The following is a 17436-nucleotide window of genomic DNA, read 5'->3' as shown; positions in this document are numbered from 1 at the left end:
TATTTAGCAAATTTAAAATTTAATAAGAGAGAGTTTTCTTACTAAATAGGTAACTTATTCTCAAAAATTAACTTAAAATTAAATTAAACGATGCAAAGGAAAGACCAAGGATGTCGGAGCAACAAATACGCGAAAGGGATGATTCAAAACGCTGGCAGCTTTTGCAGCTCTATAATTTTTTTCGCCTATTTTGTATTTTAATTTTTTTAATTATTTTCTGGTATAAATCTATATTAGATACGGAAGGGTGGCAATACTTACTTATTCTTTTAAGCTATTTAATTTTAAGCTTAATTGGCCTTATCTGCGCAAAGGTTAAATTTCCCGCTTTTGAAAAACAAGTTATGCTGTTTGGTTGTTTAGATATTGTATTTGTAGCCGGATTGATTAGTTTTACTGGCGATATCCACTCAAGCTTCGCCATTTTATTAAATGTTACTGTTGCTGCATTAAGTATTCTTGTACCTGGTGCTTTAGTGCTTTTTTTTGCAGCCCTAGCTAGTACGCTATTGTTATTAATCAATTTTATTGATTACAGCTATAACCCATCATCTTCGCTTACTGTTTTCTATATCAGTGGTCTACATGGAATTAGTATTTTTGCTACTGCCATTGCGGTTTGGTATCTAGCATACCGGGTGCGAATCAGCGAAACGATTGCTTATCGGCGTGGCACTCAACTGGCAAATATGCAGCGCATGAATGAATATATCATCGAACGCCTTCATTCAGGTGTTATTTTTGTAAATGCAAATCGTTCAATTTACTTTATCAATTCTGCAGCACGACATTTTTTTAATTTATCTGCAACTGAAGATGTTTCTGAATTAAAACAGCTATCGAGTCTACTGGATGAGAAATGCCAACAATTCTTACAAAAGATTCAATTTGATAACAGACCTGTACAAACTATAATAGAATCTCCTCATCTGCGTATTCATTTTTTTGCCTCCTCAGTTGGTGCAGAAACCGCAGTTTTGATTTTTTTAGATGATTTATCTGCAGTTGCTCAGCAAGCCCAACAATTAAAGCTATCTTCATTAGGGCGGTTCTCTGCAAGTATTGCACATGAATTAAGAAATCCGCTGGGTGCTATTTCCCATGCTGTACAGCTTATGGGCGAGGCAACTCCCTTAAGTGAAGAAGATTTACGCTTAAAGGAACTCATTATTAATAATTGTAATCGCATGAATGGTATTATTAAGAATGTATTACAATTATCCCGTAGAGAGCCGGCACATCCACAAATTATTGACTTTATTCCTTTCATTAAACAGTTTAAACAGGATTTTTCTGTCTATAATCAATGTAATATGATTATAGACATATCAAATATGGAATCGGTCAATTTTATGTTTGATAAAAGTCAGTTAGAGCAAATTTTAGTTATACTTTGTGAAAATGCTATTCAACATGGCAGTTCTAATGGTGAAACAACTATTATAATAAGGGTTAGAGAAACCCATTTAGATACGGAGATTATCATCTGTGATGAAGGCAAAGGCATACCCGCTCACTTACAGGAGGCTATTTTCGAACCTTTCTTCAGTACAAAAAGAACAGGATTCGGAATGGGTTTGTTTATTGCAAAAGAGCTTTGTGAAATCAATCAAGCAAGATTGATTTTAAAGCCATCAGCAAAGGGTTGTTGCTTTGCCATTATTATTGAGCAAACGATTGGGACATTATAATGAGTAAGACACGCTTATTAGTCATAGATGATGAACCAGATATTTGTGAACTTTTATCACTGACCTTGACACGCATGGGGTATAGCTGCGACTTAGCTTACACTTACCAACAAGCTATTGAAAAACTTAATGCAAACGCTTATGCCTTAGTTTTAACTGACATGCGCTTGCCTGATGGCGATGGCATTGAATTAGTTAAATATATTCAGAAAACGAAAAATCAATTGCCTGTTGCTGTTATTACGGCCTATGGTAATGTAGAAGGTGCTGTCAATACTTTAAAAGCTGGCGCATTTGATTATCTTTCTAAACCAGTTGATTTAAAACAACTTAAAGATTTGGTCAATACGGCCCTAGCGATGCAAGAAAAAAAATTTCCTACTAAAGATGATGTACTATTAGGTAAAAGCCAAGTCATGCAGGAATTGCGGCAAAATATTAATAAGCTTGCACGCAATCAAGCACCCGTTTTTATTTTAGGCGAATCTGGAGTGGGTAAAGAGTTGGTCGCTCAGCTTATCCATCGTCAAGGTCCACGCGCTGGTAAACCTTTTATACCTGTTAATTGCGGTGCTATTCCCAGTGAATTAATGGAGTCTGAATTCTTTGGCCATAAAAGAGGAAGTTTCACGGGTGCTATCGCCGATAAATCTGGGCTTTTTGTGGCGGCTAACGGGGGTACTTTATTTCTTGATGAAATTGCTGATTTATCTTTATCCATGCAGGTAAAATTACTAAGAGCAATTCAAGAAAAAGCGATTAAACCTATTGGTGAACATACGGAAATTCCAGTTGATGTTCGCTTACTTAGCGCAAGTCATAAAAATTTACAAGATGAAATTATAGCAGGTCGCTTTCGTCAAGATCTTTATTACCGCGTTAATGTTATTGAGCTACGTGTACCCACGCTTCGAGAAAGGTTAACAGATATACCTATTTTAGCAGATTACATTTTAGATAATTTAGGTAGAAAACATGGAAGAACAATATTACCCTTGTCCCGTGAGTGTATCCAAAAACTGCAGGCTTATCATTTCCCAGGTAATGTACGAGAATTAGAAAATATTTTAGAACGAGCCGTAGCCATGTGCGAGGGCAATACCATTACAGTTAAAGATATACAAATACCTCAAACGGTACCTGCAATTTCGGCACCTCAGCAAATCAATGCTAATTTAAATGACTCCTTATATGAGCATGAAAAAGAACTTATCTTAAACGCTTTAGAAAAAACTAAATGGAATCGTACCGCGGCAGCAAAAATCTTAGGAGTAAGCTTTCGTACTTTGCGGTATCGCTTAAAAAAACTAGGTCTAGACTAGAACGTATCCTAGGTGAACTTTAAATTTATTATTTCTTAGTCATGTATTTTATGTCTTCAATTAAAGCTTCAGCACGAGCAATTAGATATTGATCTTTTTTAGCTAAAGTTCTAGCTAGTCTTAATTGCCGTAGTGCGTCCCGTTGTCTTCCTTGTAGCAGGTGACAGCGAGCTTCCGTAAAGTAAGCATAACCTTTCTGTTGGGCAGCTGCTTGTGCTTGAGCGAGTTCTTCACATAAAGGTAAATTATTTTGGAATTGTCGAAAGCCTTTTAATAAGATAGTAACAGCATCTTTAGGTTGCCCGGCTAAGCGCAACGTTTGTGCATAAGCCATTAAGACAGCATAATTTTCCGGATAATTTAGTTGCAGTTCCTGTAATCTTTTTAGCGAAGCAATAAATTGTTTATTACCTGCTTCAGCTTGCGCCATGGCAATTTGATAAAATAAATTGTTACTATCTGCATTAAGTAAAGATGTTAGACGTGCTTGGGCTTGTTTATAATTATCCATTCTAAGATAGGTCACTGCATGGCCATACTGACAAGCTACATTAGAATTATGACGTCGACATTCATGTTGATAATAATTCAATAGGTGCTGAGGATTTTGAGCGACAATTGTGCGGATTAACTCTTTAAATAAATGATAATCTAGCGTATCAGTCGAATTTTTGCGTTTTATATGGGTAGTGCGATTTTCAGCCTCGGCAATGCGATCGTCATCTAAAGGGTGAGTACGTAATATAGCTGGGAGATTGGCTGTATAAAAATAGCGAGAATGTTGCTGCAATTTCCTAAAAAAGTCAGCCATACCATGTGGGTTTAATCCAGAACCCATTAGCATTTTAATGCCAATTCTATCGGCTTCTTTTTCATTAGCGCGGATAAAATTAATATTATCTTGAGCAAAACCTGACATCGAAGCCATCAAGGCGCCGCTACCTAAGGTTGGATTTACTGCACCTAGAGCTACGGAAGCAAGCAAAGACGCAAGTAAAGGGATTCGCATTTGCTTTTCATGTTCTAATAAACGATACAGATGATGAAGACGAACGTGTGCCAATTCATGTGCCATCACACCTGCCAGTTCACTTTCGTTATCGGTTGCTAAAATGAGCTGAGAGTTAATTCCGATATACCCTCCAGGGCCTGCGAATGCATTTATCTCATCTGATTTAACAATAAAAAAATAAGGCGCCGATCCTTGGTCAAATTTTGTCAGTTTTTTGCCTAAGTGATTAATGTATTGGTTTGCTAAAGGATTGCGTACAATACTATCTGATTGATTTATTTTTTGAATAAATTCTTTCTCTAATTCTTCAAGCTGTTTATTAGTATAAGGTGTTAAAGCGTAGCTACTATAGGTAGAAAGTTGTAAGCTAACAATAAGCAGCAATGTTTTAATTATCCTTAATTTTTTAGAAATTCTGTTTATTATTTTCATAAGCTTAATTCTAAGTTAATTCTCCATGGTTAAGCGAATTTATTATCTAGCAAAATATCAAAGTAAGATAGTATTTTTGGTAATAAAATTACTATATTAACAAATATTAGCTCACTTGCAATTTGTGCAGTGGGATTGCTTTTAGCCAAAATTAGCAGTTATGAGATTATTAATCTATTTAAATGAGAGCTGCTCTACTCAAAAAATGAATATTTTGCTATGATAGCCCCTTTTTTAACTTGTTGATTTAACTATGCACAGAGAGTTTATGGTTGCTGCTCTTGAACAAGCTTGGTTAGGCCGCGGTGTCTGTGCGCCTAATCCTAGCGTTGGTTCAGTAGCTGTGCATAACAATCAAATAGTTGCACGTGCTTGGCATCAGGGTGCAGGAAAGGCCCATGCAGAACAAATTGTATTACAGCAGCTATCAACTGATTTAGACAAAATTACTCTCTATGTAACATTAGAACCTTGTAACCATTGGGGGCGAACTCCCCCTTGCGTCTCAGCTATTATTAATTCAAAAGTTGATCGTGTCGTTTTTGGGTTTCGTGATCCTAATCCTGTGGTTGTAGCAAATAATACGCCGAATATATTAAAGGAAGAAGGAATTGCAGTAGAGCATTTTCCATTGCCTGAAATAGATGAGTTCTATCAAAGCTATTATTATTGGACAAATACTAAAAAACCTTGGGTAACAGCTAAACTTGCGCAAACATTAGATGGCAAAATTGCAGGATTTCAAGGTCGCCAAATTCAATTATCCAATGAAAAATGTAAGCAATTTACACATATGCAACGTTTATATACGGATATTATATTAACGACAGCCCGCACTATTATCAATGATAACCCTGCTTTAGATGTCCGTTTAACAGATATTAAAAGGAAGAAACCGATTGCTATATTAGATGCAAACTTATCGCTTTCGTCAGTCTCAATTGGTCTTAAGATTTTCCAAACAGCAGAGTATTGCCATATTTATCATGATGAAAGTATTAAGGTTCAAGATAGGCAGCCAAATTGTAGCTATTATGGAATGCCTACATGCAAAGGTCAATTAGACTTAAGCGCGGTTATTAATCACTTAGGTTTACTGGGTTATCATGATTTATGGGTTGAGGCAGGAGGCAAGGTCTTCTCAGCACTACACCATCTTTCATTGGTACAAAAAACATATCTCTACCTTGTGCCAACTTTTTTAGGAGAGGAGGCGACTTCAGCTTATTATGGTGATAATTTTTTTAAGCGACCACATAAGATTTCTTGGCAAGAACAAGAAGATAATATGATTGCTTGTTTAGTATGGGGGGATTGATGTTTACCGGATTAATCGAGCAACAAGGAGAAGTAGTTCTTAATGAAAGAAGGGAAGTAGCGAATCGCCTAATTCTAAGAGCCTCTTTTGAGGAATTAGAGTTTGGTGAAAGTATTGCAGTAAATGGGGTGTGCTTAACTCTGCTACCTGAGAGTTCCAATGAGGGTTTACAGTTTGATGCTTCACCTGAAACATTAAGTTTAACGACTTTAAATAGCTTAAAGGTGGGTGATAAGGTTAATTTAGAAAGAGCCATGCTTGCAAGCAATCGTTTTGGTGGCCATTATGTAAGCGGGCATGTCGATACCACTGCTGCGATTTTATCAATTCAACCTATAGGTGACTTTTTAGAAATTACGGTAGGTAATTTTGGTATACCGCCTCATCTTTACCTTTTGCCAAAAGGAAGTATTACTGTAGAGGGTGTAAGTCTTACTATTAATGCAGTTAACAAAGGAAGCATTAAAATAATGTTAGTGCCTCATACAATAGTAAAGACCACATTAGGCCTTAAGGAAGTTGGTCAACAAGTCAATGTGGAGTTTGATTATTTTACCCGAATTATAGCGCATCAGCTTGCTGTTTCTGGGCAATTGAAAATTGAGGTTTAGCATGACAGGTTTTGCTACCATTGAGGAGGCCATTGCTGTATTACAAGCAGGCCGAATGATTATTTTAATGGATGATGAAAATCGTGAGAATGAAGGTGATTTAGTAATCGCTGCTCAGTTTGCTACACCGGACGCAATTAATTTTATGGCTCGATTTGGTCGTGGTTTAATTTGCCTGCCAATGGCCCAAGAATTAATTGATAAGTTAAAATTACCACTTATGGCTACTAATAATCGCTCTCCTTACGGTACTGCGTTTACTCTATCAATTGAAGCTGCAAGTGGCGTATCGACTGGCATCTCCGCACAAGACAGGGCGCGTACAATACAAGTGGCAATTAATCCTCAAAGTGGCCCTGATGATATTATTTCCCCAGGTCATGTTTTTCCCTTAAAAGCAAAAGCCAGAGGCGTTTTAGAGCGTCCTGGTCAAACAGAAGGGAGTGTGGATTTAGCTCGCTTAAGTGGTTTAATACCTGCTGCTGTCATTTGTGAAATTATTAATGATGATGGAAGTATGAGCCGTCAAGAAGATTTGGCTATCTTTTCAAGCAGACATGATATCCCACTCGTAACTATTAAAGATCTAATTGAATATCGCATTCGTCATGAAGAATTAATTCAAATAGCAGCAAAATCAACAATTCCATTATACCAATATGGTGATTTTTCCATGACTGTCTTTACCAACAAGTTAGACAGTGCCGAGCATTTTTGTCTTATAAAACCGCCAAAGATTGCCAATCAGGTGCCTTTAGTTCGCATTCACTCTGAATGTATCACAGGTGATGTTTTCGGCTCTTGTAAGTGTGATTGTGGTATGCAGTTACAACAGTCTTTATCCTTAATCAGTGAACAAGGTGGTATTTTAATTTATTTACGTCAAGAGGGCCGCGGTATTGGTCTTGCTAATAAATTAAAAGCTTATGCGCTGCAAGAGCAAGGGTTAGATACAGTGGACGCTAATCTTCAACTTGGTTTTCCTGCTGACGCGCGTGATTATGCTATTGCTTTTCAAATTTTAAAGCTCTTAGGGGTTGAGGTGCTACGTTTATTAACTAACAATCCTAGAAAAGTGGAGGCTTTAGAACGCTACGGCTTAATAGTTAGCGAGCGCATTCCATTAACTATTAAACCATCTCATACTAATCGTGAGTATTTAAAGACAAAACAACTTAAATTAGGTCATTTAATAACGCTTGATTAGGATGCTTCAAGGTTATTCATGCAACAACTCTGACAGAGAAGATCACATTCCTAAAGTTAGCGAATCTGAAGGTAATAAAATGATCAACCACTAGTTAGAGCATTAAAGCGAGTTTACTTCAAAATTAGGTATTATTTCTTGTTGGATTTTGTTAAAATTTAATCCCGTTTATATTTAAAATTGCTTTGAGCGAATTAGCGTTCTAAACGGGGTCTTATGACAAAGTATATCTTCATTACCGGCGGCGTAGTTTCTTCATTAGGTAAAGGAATAGCTGCCGCTTCTCTTGCTGCCATTCTTGAAGCTCGAGGTTTAAAAGTAACCTTAATCAAACTTGATCCCTATATTAATGTTGATCCAGGTACGATGAGTCCTTTTCAACATGGCGAGGTATTTGTTACTGCTGATGGGGCAGAAACTGATTTAGATTTAGGACATTATGAACGTTTTGTACGTACAACGATGACGAAACGCAATAATTTCACATCAGGAAAAATCTATGAAACGGTCATTAAAAAAGAAAGACGGGGCGATTATTTAGGTGGCACAGTTCAAGTTATTCCTCATATCACCAATGAAATTAAACGCTCTATTAAGCTTGGCGCAGAAGGTTTCGACATTGCTATGGTAGAAATTGGTGGCACAGTAGGTGATATTGAATCCTTGCCTTTTCTTGAAGCTATAAGGCAGATGCGTATTGAATTAGGCGCGCAACGATCTTTATTTATTCATTTAACATTAGTGCCTTATATTGCTACTTCAGGAGAGACTAAAACAAAACCTACTCAGCACTCTGTAAAAGAATTACGTTCTATTGGTATACAGCCGGATATTCTAATCTGTCGTTCAGAAAAATCTTTATCAGCAGCTGACAGAGCGAAAATTGCTTTATTTACGAATGTTGAAAAAGAGGCCGTTGTTTCACTAGAGGATGCGCAAAGTATTTATCAAATTCCTATCATCCTTCATGATCAAGGTTTAGATGAAATTGTTTTAAAAAAATTAAGCCTAGATTTAAAACCAGCTGATTTAAGTGAATGGCAAGCAGTTGTTGAGGCACAAGCTATCCAGACGATGACGGTTAAGATTGCTATGGTTGGTAAATATACGGAACTTAATGATGCGTATAAGTCAATTAATGAAGCCTTATGTCATGCCGGAATACACACTCAAACTAACGTTAAGATTGTCTATATTGATGCTGAGTTAATTGAAAAACATGGCACTGAAATTTTACAAAATATTGATGCCATTTTAATTCCTGGCGGTTTTGGAGAACGAGGTATTGAAGGTAAAATTAAGACAGTCCAATATGCGCGTGAGACTAAAACGCCTTTTTTAGGGATTTGTCTTGGTTTGCAGACAGCCGTGATTGAATTTGCGCGTAATATGTCAGGATTAACTAGCGCCAATTCAACAGAATTTGATAAAAATACACCTTATCCTGTTATTGGTTTAATTACAGAATGGTTAGAAGAAGATGGTCGAGTTAATATACGAGATGAAAACACTGATTTAGGTGGAACTATGCGCCTAGGTGCGCAAGTATGTCAACTTGATGCGCAGTCCAAAGCTTTTGATATTTATAAAAAGACTACAATCATCGAGCGTCATCGTCACCGCTATGAAGTCAATAATAAATTTGTAGAAGCTTTAGTCGATAAGGGCTTAATCATTTCTGGTCGTTCAGCAGATGGGGCTTTAGTTGAAATGATTGAATTACCTGATCATCCTTGGTTTATTGGTTGTCAATTTCATCCTGAATTTACATCAACACCTCGTGATGGCCACCCTCTTTTTGAGCAGTTTGTAATAGCCGCTCGTTCTTATCATGAAGAGAAGGATAATGCCTTATGAAACTATGCCATTTTGAAGCAAGCTTAGAAAATCCTTTATTTTTAATTGCAGGTCCCTGTGTTATTGAAAGTGAAGAATTGGCTCTAGAGACTGCAGGTTATTTAAAGGAAATTTGCACTAGTCTAAAAATTCCATTTATTTATAAATCATCCTTTGATAAAGCAAATCGCTCATCTATTGCAAGCTATCGCGGGCCAGGTTTTGAGAAAGGCCTTTTAATTCTTGAGAAAGTGAAAAACACTGTTGGCGTGCCTGTTTTAACTGATGTTCATGAAGACACACCTCTATTAGAAGTAGCAAGTGTAGTTGACGTTTTACAAACACCGGCTTTTTTGTGCCGTCAAACTAACTTTATTCAAAATGTTGCAGCCATGGGGAAACCGGTCAATATTAAAAAAGGCCAATTTTTATCGCCTTGGGAAATGAAACATGTCGTTGCTAAAGCTAAAGCATGTGGGAATGAACAGATTATGGTATGCGAACGCGGTGTGAGTTTCGGTTATAATAATCTTGTTTCAGACATGCGTTCATTGCAAATTATGCGAAATACACAATGCCCAGTTGTCTATGATGCGACTCATTCTGTTCAACTCCCTGGCGGCAATAATGGTAGTTCAGGTGGGCAACGGGAGTTTATTCCACCATTAGCTCGCGCTGCCGTTGCAGTAGGAATTTCTGGTATATTTATGGAAACACATCCTAATCCTGATAAAGCGCTAAGTGACGGGCCAAATAGCTGGCCACTGCATGAAATTAAGTCTCTATTAGCTTCTTTAATCGAAATTGATAAGATAGTTAAAGCACAGTTTGTTTAATTGATAGGTTGGGTCTTGACCAACAAATTTAATCATTACATAAAAAATCCCGGCAAGTGCCGGGACAAGTAGCGGAGAAAGCGTTTATTCACGGCCTGAAAATGCACTTAGTAATTGTAGCAGGCTAATGAAAAGATTATAGATTGATACAAACAATGCAACAGTTGCAGAGATATAGTTAGTTTCACCACCATGAATAATTTCACTGGTTTGAAATAAAATTAAACCAGAAGAAATTAAAACAAATGCGGCTGAAACTGCTAAGTGTAAAGCTGGGATTTGGAAAAATATCCCCGCAATCATAGCTAGTAAAGCAACCATAACACCGATAAATAAAAATCCACCTAAGAAGCTAAAATCTTTACGCGTTACCAGTGCATAACCTGATAAGGCAAAGAAAATCATACCTGTACCGCCTAGGGCAGTCGCCACTAATTGAGGTCCATTAACATAATTGGCAATAACCATATTAAGAATTGGACCCAAAGTGTAGCCTAAAAATCCGGTAAAGGCAAAGACACTGATTAAACCGAGAGCGCTATTTCTTAAGGCGTGGGTTAAAAACATCAGTCCATAGACGCCAACTATCATCAAAATAGGATTCATTGGCCGTACATTCAATGCAAATGCAGCATAGGCTGTAAAAGCACTGAATAAAAAGGTCATACTTAATAGGAGATAAGTATTACGTAATACCTTATTAGTGGCTAGTACCGATTCATTGCGCTGGCTTAAAATCGTTACATCATTCTGTTTCATATATCGCTCCAAAATAATTTATACTGTTATTGTAGCATATGTGTGGGTAATTATTAGGTATTTCAAGTCTATACACACTTAAAATACCGCGCAAGAGGTTAAATCTCTAAAGCTTTTAAATACTTATAATTTTAAATTCAAAAATTGGAAGAATTATGGCTAAAGTAGCGGTAATACAAATGACTTCATCAAGCTCCATTGCAGTTAATATAAGTATAGTAGAGAAATGCTTGCAGCAAGTAGCTAAACAAAATATTAGTCTTGTAGTATTACCAGAGAATTTCGCGTTTATGGGAATTAAAGAAGTAGATAAATTAGCTATAGCAGAAGACTTTGGCTCAGGTCTAATTCAAGATAATATAAGCCAGTTAGCTAAAAAATATAATCTATGGCTTATTGCTGGAACTATACCCATTAAAACAAATAGTAATCGCATACGTTCAGCCTGTTTAGTTTTTGATAATAAAGGTTTATGTCAAGCAAGATATGATAAAATACATTTGTTTGATGTTGAGGTTGCTAATAAAGAGGCTTATCTTGAGTCTGCTACTGTAGAGCCGGGCGATAGGATTGTTGTAGTTGATACCCCCGTTGGCCGAATAGGGTTATCAGTTTGTTATGATGTCCGTTTCCCAGAACTGTACCGCCAATTAGAACGAAAAGGCGCACAGTTATTTGTTGTTCCATCAGCTTTTACCGCAACAACAGGCCTTGCGCATTGGGAAGTCTTATTACGTGCCCGAGCTATAGAGAATTTATGCTATGTTTTAGCGCCTAATCAAGGTGGCAAACATGAAAATGGTCGAGAAACTTATGGCCATAGTATGATTATTGATCCGTGGGGGAAAATATTGATAGAACAAACTAATAATTCCGGTATAGTTAGTGCATTGATTGATTTAACTCAATTAGAAAATCTAAGGCAGAGATTTCCCTGCAACCAGCATCATATATTATAATCGTAAAATTAGATTAATTGTTTCGGCGTTTTAATAGGTAGGCTCTTATGACTCAAGCACTAACTCTTGCAAAAGATATTATTTTAAAACCTGCATCGCTTGATGAAACAGCAATTGAAAAACTCTTAAAATCATTTATGGGTCGCCATATTGATGATGCTGATCTTTACTTTCAAAGTAGTATTTATGAATCCTGGTATTTAGAAGATTCCGCAGTAAAAAGTGGCAGTTATTCTATTGATCGCGGTGTAGGTATACGAGCAGTAAGTGGCGATAAAACAGGGTATGCTTATTGTGATGATATCCTCTTATCGGCTATTGAACGGGCTGCAGATGCTGCTCGTTCAATTGCATTAACGAGTGCAAAATCGGTACATTCAGTTGCTATTCAGGGTGCACCTATTGCTAAGTATGCCAGTATTAATCCAATTGATAATATGACAAAGCAAGAAAAGATTGCTTTATTAGAAGCGATTGATAAAGAAGCAAGAAAGCTTGATCCGCGCGTTATTCAAGTCAATGCTTCCCTAAATGGCTGCTATGAAGCTGTCATGGTAGCTGGATTACATGGCGAATTGGTAGCAGATATTAGACCTTTGGTGAGTGTTAATGTCAGTGTCATAGTCGAAGATAAAAATGGCCGACGTGAGGCCGCACGTTCAGGTGGTGGAGGTCGTGTCGCTTATTCTTATTTCTTGCAACAAGAAAAAGCATTGCAATATGCACGCGAAGCTGTACGTGAGGCATTAATTAATTTAGAAGCTCAAGCCGCGCCTGCCGGTACAATGCCAGTCGTGCTTGGCCCAGGTTGGCCTGGTGTGTTATTGCATGAGGCAGTTGGCCATGGGTTAGAAGGTGATTTTAATCGTAAGGGTTTATCGGCTTTTTCCGGTAAATTAGGTCAGCAAGTAGCAGCAAAAGGTGTGACAGTGGTTGATGATGGAACTTTGCCAGATAGACGTGGTTCATTAACTATTGATGATGAGGGAACACCAAGTCAATGTACTACATTGATTGAAGACGGCAAGCTAGTTAATTATATGCAAGATAAGTTAAATGCGCGTTTAATGGGGATGCAGCCCACTGGAAATTGCCGCCGCGAATCGTATGCACATCTACCTATGCCGCGCATGACTAATACCTATATGCTTGCAGGCACACATGATCCACAAGAAATTATTCGCTCGGTTAAACGAGGTCTGTATGCAGTCAATTTTGGTGGCGGGCAGGTTGATATTACCTCTGGTCAATTTGTATTTTCTGCTAGTGAAGCTTATTTAATTGAAGAAGGTAAAATAACTCAACCTGTAAAAGGAGCAACCCTTATCGGTAATGGACCTGATGTGATGAAGAAAATTAGTATGATAGGTAATGACTTATCATTGGATCCGGGTATTGGCGTTTGTGGAAAAGACGGTCAATCTGTACCCGTTGGTGTGGGACAGCCAACATTGAAGATTGATGCTTTAACGGTTGGCGGAACAGGTTAATTTAGATTGTTTGCTGAAGATATAGTTTTATTTTAAATAAAGTTCTCTGCTCTTTACTTTAAGAGCAGAGATTGCAGTTATTTATGGTTTAAATGTTCTAGTAGCTAAAGAGTCAAGGCTGTGTAAATCCTTAGTTCTAGTTGCAGCCGCTGCCGCAAAATCAGAACCGATGCCAAATTCATTACGCGATAAAATTATTTTCTGAGTAGCATCATAAGTGGGTAATACCCAAAAAGGATCATCAAAGGCTCGCACTTTAGCCCCCATTAACTTAGCGAACTTTTTCCCAAAAGCTGTACTTACCACGCCATCACAAGTATAAAGCCAAATTTCAGCATTTGGCCCCCACGCTTTTTTTAGATTTGCTAAAGCTGTTTTATTAGCAGCATTGCTCTTAATTGCAGCAATAACGGCAGCGTCAATACCTGGTGAATCAATATCTGCATTGGCAGGAATAGTAGTGCCCCATTTACCTTGCGTTGTTAAAGTTCCCATAAAGCCCATATTGCTAGTTCCTGCATATAAAAATAAATTAAGACGAACTACTCTTGAAGGATGACTTTTACCAAATCCAGCTACTTTAGGGGCAAAATGAGTCACAGAGCTAATTAAATCTGCAAGTGAATTCATAACTTGCCCATAGGGTTTGGTAGCTTGATTATTAGCACTTGTCGCAGCAGGGCTAATTGCATCAAAATCTTCTGCAGCTGGAAGCCATTTGTCATTCATTAAACCTTGCACCTCAGCAGCTTCGTCAGGCCAGGGGCTAGGAAAATTAGCATAGCAAGCAAGTTCATAGCTAATCACGCCACTTACCCTTGAAGAGCCACGGCCCTTTCCTTTCGTAGCAGGAATGATACTAGCACCCGATTGGCCAAGGCTTCCCCAATTCATTTTTGAAAGTACTTCATCTGCTCGGCTAGTGTTGTTAAACATGTTACGGTATTCTTCAGGAACGCCAGGCATATAAGAGTCATCAAAAGGCTCACCTGATTCTGTTCCTCCATTACCTCCAGGCCCAGGTGAAGTTGATCCCTCAAACCCACCACCGCTTTCGCCATTAACGGATGAATTACCAGTACGAGGTGATTGCTTGTCCATCTCAGTGGCTGTGTTTAATAAAGCACCACTTTCAGAGACATTTTTAGCAGAACCTGCATTACCAGCAGGAAGTCCCATGGCAGCAAGTGCTAATTGAGCAGCTATTCTTTTTTCTTCGATATCTTTTTGAGCTGCAACAGCTAAATTGGCAGCTGCTTGTCTACCTGCTTCGGTACTTGCGCTAGTTGCATGACCAGCTAGAGTTTGCGCTAACGAAGAGGTAGCTGCAAGCCCTGCCATATCACGGAACATATTACCATTTTGTACCGCATTGATAATGGCACCGACACCAGTTGGATCAGGTAAAGGAGTTGGGTTCATGATGTTTAATACAGGCGCGCCTAAATGACCTGGTGTAGCGTCAACAGGCTGTGCCCTAGATTCCATTTGAATGGCTGCAATTTCAGGTGGTTGTAAAGGAATAGGCGAATCCTGCCAATTCCAGAATCGAGTTGCGTCAAGTTTCTCTGCAGAGTTAGAACGGCCTAATACTGCTTCGGCAAATACACCGCCAGTAGGAATAGGAACAAGCTGTTCGGCAGCGGTAGTAGCACCTAAGACTAAGCCACGCTCTTTAAGCCAGGCTTTCCAATTTTTGTGTGACTCATCTAAATTATCCTCTTCGCTTCTTTCTTGAATACCAGCTGCTTCTACAAAGCTAGGCATACGAAATACTAAATAATTACTAGCGATCATGATAGGATTCGGATCAATTAAATCTGCAATAGGCCTGCCTTCAAAGGTATAAGCGGAAAGAAGCAAGGCGATACTAGATGGGTCTAATGTACGCCAAATAGCTTGACTGTAATGTAGCCTATTTTGTTCAAGATGAATGCTTAGTTCTGTTTCGCCTTCATTGGCTATAAAACGACATAATGATAAATCTATCGCATTAGGCGCAACTTCAATAGGAATACTAATTGGAAATTTAGCACTGCCATAATTTAATTGAAGAGTTAATTTTCCAACTAGATAACTTGTGCTCGTAGAAGATACTCGAACGTCACTAATCTCTTGAATAGGAATTGCATCATTAATTATCCATTCTAAAATATTTATGCTTGAAAGATTAACTGAGCTTCCAGATTGGAGTTGTATTTTTACGTTACTAATTGTAATAGGCGAATTGCCTTGAGCACGTAACTCAAAAGTAACACCACTAAGCTCGGTTTCGCCAGGTAAAAATAGATCGCTTGTTCCGGGCTTAACTATATTTCCTAAGGTAATTCTAGAGGCTCTTACTAATTCTTCTTTAACCCAAGAAAGGTGATCATGTAAATGAGTTGTCGCCGTAGGTGTTATAGCTGGCTCATTATTTATATTCTCTGTAGAAGCATTTTCGCTTTCTGATAAATTGATAGCGCGAGCAATAGCTGTCGTTGCTGTTCTCGCCGCTAAACGATCGAGTCTAGAAACTCTATCAAAAATTGTTTTTGTTGGTCTTAAAGGCAAAGAAGGTTTAATCATAACCGAACCAAATTCTGCTCTTAATAATTCGTGGGCACGACGATTTAGAGCAGCATCGGCTAATACTCCTTGATAACGTTCGATAATCGATCTATCAAAGTTCACTAATTTCATTGGAATAAATAGGCAGCGTTCAACTTGATGTAATTGAACGTTAACACGGTAGATTTCGATGACCTCAAAGTATTGTACAGTTAAGGCATGCATGTGATTATAGTTAGCAATAATACGTGTTGAAACACTTTGATGCTCTTCTTCCGAAACTTCTTTCACTATTGATGCTCTCCGATCACGGACAGATGAGGCTGCTTGTTGCGTTGCGTCAGAAACACGTTGATTCATAGTTGCTGCTAGATTGCGAGTTCCTGCAGAGGAGGAAAAGCTCTCGGCGTTTGAAGTGGTTGTCGCTGATGATCCACTGCCACCTAAAGTCAATGGGCCTAAGCTCAAGCCTAATCCACCACCACCTGCACTGGTTGTTGAGCTAGCGTTTGTCCGTGAGAACCCGGTTTGAACTTCTGAAGCAACCGCTTCTTGGACTTCACTGATAGCACGATTATGTGTGCTGGTGTTCGTTAATTTTTCACTTTCAGAAATAGCTTCCTCACCTGCTGCACGAGTTTGGCGAGCCCAATTTAAAACAGCAATACGTGTACTTTCTCCAGGAGCCAGCGCTACGCTATGTAATAAGTTTCCAAGTGTTATGCCTTGTGCAAACCAAGATTGAGCGAAGGTAAGTACTGCGCCAACAGCAGGTGCTTTAAAGCCAAAATCCGCAGAAACGGTAGGAGAAATATCAATGGGGCCTGCTGAATTTAAATCAGTGGTTTCTCCAGGTGTAACATGATCAATGACGACACTCTGGTAATAATGCCGTTCTGTTGGGTATTCACCTAAACGTGGTACAAGTTCGCTAGCCTCTTCATCTTGATGAAGAGGAGGTATTGCTGCATTTAATATAACTTGCGCTGCGCAAAAAGGCGGCCATCTGCCTAAATCACCAACGGTTTCTATTTGTAAATTCTTTTTAATTTCAGTAGCAAGTGGTTTATCAATCTCTCTTAGTAAGGCAATATCTGCTTCTACTAAAGAGGCAGGCGTTGCTGGCGAATCAGAATCAATAAAGCTGCTTGGTATGCGTCCTAGACGCGCTGTAATGGAGTTTCCTCCGCCATAAGCAGCGTTAGCAATTTCAAAGGCTAATTTAAAAAGAGGAGAGCTGGCAAGATCATAAATTTTTTTTATACCTAATTTATTTAACGTTTCTTCTGTCTTATCAGATACGCCTAACAAGGCTGAAACAGGTTGTCCTAAAACAGCTAAAGCATCCATTTTGGTATAGCTAAATTTTAATCCATCACGATAACTCATATTTATTCCTTTAGAAATTTTTGT

The 17436-nt window shown here is 38.3% G+C and carries 12 protein-coding genes; 9 read left to right on the top strand and 3 right to left on the bottom strand.

What is annotated here, in order from left to right; translation table 11 throughout:
- Nucleotides 1-110 precede the first annotated feature (110 nt).
- A complete protein-coding gene (locus tag ACQUW5_RS10390) occupies nt 111-1691 on the top strand; it encodes a sensor histidine kinase (protein WP_444991179.1) in 1581 nt (526 codons plus the stop codon).
- Nucleotides 1691-3013: a sigma-54-dependent transcriptional regulator gene (locus tag ACQUW5_RS10385; RefSeq protein WP_444991178.1), complete on the top strand. Its 1323-nt coding sequence runs from the start codon at nt 1691-1693 to the stop codon at nt 3011-3013. The genes ACQUW5_RS10390 and ACQUW5_RS10385 overlap by 1 nt, the downstream gene beginning before the upstream one ends.
- A 28-nt stretch (nt 3014-3041) precedes the next feature.
- Here the strand turns inward: ACQUW5_RS10385 and ACQUW5_RS10380 are convergent, their stop codons facing one another.
- Nucleotides 3042-4457, bottom strand: coding sequence for a M48 family metalloprotease (locus ACQUW5_RS10380; RefSeq protein ID WP_444991177.1), 1416 nt, complete (start codon nt 4455-4457; stop codon nt 3042-3044).
- 253 nt (nt 4458-4710) lie between these two features.
- On the opposite strand from ACQUW5_RS10380, the gene ribD reads away from it, so the two are divergent.
- The 5 genes from ribD to kdsA all read left to right on the top strand — a co-directional run bounded on the left by ribD (nt 4711) and on the right by kdsA (nt 10265).
- Nucleotides 4711-5775, top strand: coding sequence for a bifunctional diaminohydroxyphosphoribosylaminopyrimidine deaminase/5-amino-6-(5-phosphoribosylamino)uracil reductase RibD (gene ribD / locus ACQUW5_RS10375; RefSeq protein ID WP_444991176.1), 1065 nt, complete (start codon nt 4711-4713; stop codon nt 5773-5775).
- The gene (locus ACQUW5_RS10370) at nt 5775-6386 is read left to right on the top strand and encodes a riboflavin synthase (RefSeq protein WP_444991175.1); all 612 of its coding nucleotides are present in this window, start codon (nt 5775-5777) and stop codon (nt 6384-6386) included. The genes ribD and ACQUW5_RS10370 overlap by 1 nt, the downstream gene beginning before the upstream one ends.
- 1 nt (nt 6387) lies before the next feature.
- Complete coding sequence (ribB, locus tag ACQUW5_RS10365; protein WP_444991174.1) at nt 6388-7593, top strand: 3,4-dihydroxy-2-butanone-4-phosphate synthase; 1206 nt, start codon at nt 6388-6390, stop codon at nt 7591-7593.
- Between the two features lie 216 nt (nt 7594-7809).
- Complete coding sequence (gene pyrG / locus ACQUW5_RS10360; RefSeq protein WP_444991173.1) at nt 7810-9450, top strand: CTP synthase; 1641 nt, start codon at nt 7810-7812, stop codon at nt 9448-9450.
- Nucleotides 9447-10265 carry a 3-deoxy-8-phosphooctulonate synthase gene (gene kdsA, locus ACQUW5_RS10355; protein WP_444991172.1) on the top strand — a complete coding sequence of 273 codons (819 nt, stop codon included), beginning with the start codon at nt 9447-9449 and terminating at the stop codon, nt 10263-10265. The genes pyrG and kdsA overlap by 4 nt, the downstream gene beginning before the upstream one ends.
- Nucleotides 10266-10349: 84 nt before the next feature.
- Here the strand turns inward: kdsA and ACQUW5_RS10350 are convergent, their stop codons facing one another.
- Entirely contained in the window at nt 10350-11024 is a 675-nt protein-coding gene (locus ACQUW5_RS10350) for a Bax inhibitor-1/YccA family protein (RefSeq protein WP_444991171.1), read from the bottom strand.
- 155 nt (nt 11025-11179) lie between these two features.
- Between ACQUW5_RS10350 and ACQUW5_RS10345 the strand changes: the two genes are divergently transcribed.
- Nucleotides 11180-11983 carry a carbon-nitrogen hydrolase family protein gene (locus ACQUW5_RS10345; protein ID WP_444991170.1) on the top strand — a complete coding sequence of 268 codons (804 nt, stop codon included), beginning with the start codon at nt 11180-11182 and terminating at the stop codon, nt 11981-11983.
- Between the two features lie 47 nt (nt 11984-12030).
- On the top strand, nt 12031-13473 hold the full coding sequence (tldD, locus tag ACQUW5_RS10340; protein WP_444991169.1) for a metalloprotease TldD: 1443 nt from the start codon (nt 12031-12033) through the stop codon (nt 13471-13473).
- A gap of 81 nt (nt 13474-13554) precedes the next feature.
- Here the strand turns inward: tldD and ACQUW5_RS10335 are convergent, their stop codons facing one another.
- Nucleotides 13555-17412 (bottom strand): hypothetical protein, encoded by a 3858-nt coding sequence (locus tag ACQUW5_RS10335; protein WP_444991168.1) that lies wholly within the window; start codon nt 17410-17412, stop codon nt 13555-13557.
- Between the last annotated feature and the right edge of the window lie 24 nt (nt 17413-17436).

It is taken from the genome of Legionella pelazae (genome assembly GCF_052527395.1).
Note: the sequence above shows the minus strand (reverse complement) of the source record. Positions and strands in the feature narration are given on the sequence as shown.

Bases quoted from the DNA above. Each gene is read 5' to 3' on its own strand.
- ACQUW5_RS10345 (WP_444991170.1), top strand. From the start codon at position 11,180: ATGGCTAAAGTAGCGGTAATACAAATGACTTCATCAAGCTCCATTGCA.
- ACQUW5_RS10380 (WP_444991177.1), bottom strand. From the start codon at position 4,457: ATGAAAATAATAAACAGAATTTCTAAAAAATTAAGGATAATTAAAACA.
- kdsA (WP_444991172.1), top strand. From the start codon at position 9,447: ATGAAACTATGCCATTTTGAAGCAAGCTTAGAAAATCCTTTATTTTTA.
- ACQUW5_RS10335 (WP_444991168.1), bottom strand. From the start codon at position 17,412: ATGAGTTATCGTGATGGATTAAAATTTAGCTATACCAAAATGGATGCT.
- ACQUW5_RS10370 (WP_444991175.1), top strand. From the start codon at position 5,775: ATGTTTACCGGATTAATCGAGCAACAAGGAGAAGTAGTTCTTAATGAA.
- ACQUW5_RS10350 (WP_444991171.1), bottom strand. From the start codon at position 11,024: ATGAAACAGAATGATGTAACGATTTTAAGCCAGCGCAATGAATCGGTA.
- tldD (WP_444991169.1), top strand. From the start codon at position 12,031: ATGACTCAAGCACTAACTCTTGCAAAAGATATTATTTTAAAACCTGCA.
- ACQUW5_RS10390 (WP_444991179.1), top strand. From the start codon at position 111: ATGTCGGAGCAACAAATACGCGAAAGGGATGATTCAAAACGCTGGCAG.
- ACQUW5_RS10385 (WP_444991178.1), top strand. From the start codon at position 1,691: ATGAGTAAGACACGCTTATTAGTCATAGATGATGAACCAGATATTTGT.
- pyrG (WP_444991173.1), top strand. From the start codon at position 7,810: ATGACAAAGTATATCTTCATTACCGGCGGCGTAGTTTCTTCATTAGGT.
- ribD (WP_444991176.1), top strand. From the start codon at position 4,711: ATGCACAGAGAGTTTATGGTTGCTGCTCTTGAACAAGCTTGGTTAGGC.
- ribB (WP_444991174.1), top strand. From the start codon at position 6,388: ATGACAGGTTTTGCTACCATTGAGGAGGCCATTGCTGTATTACAAGCA.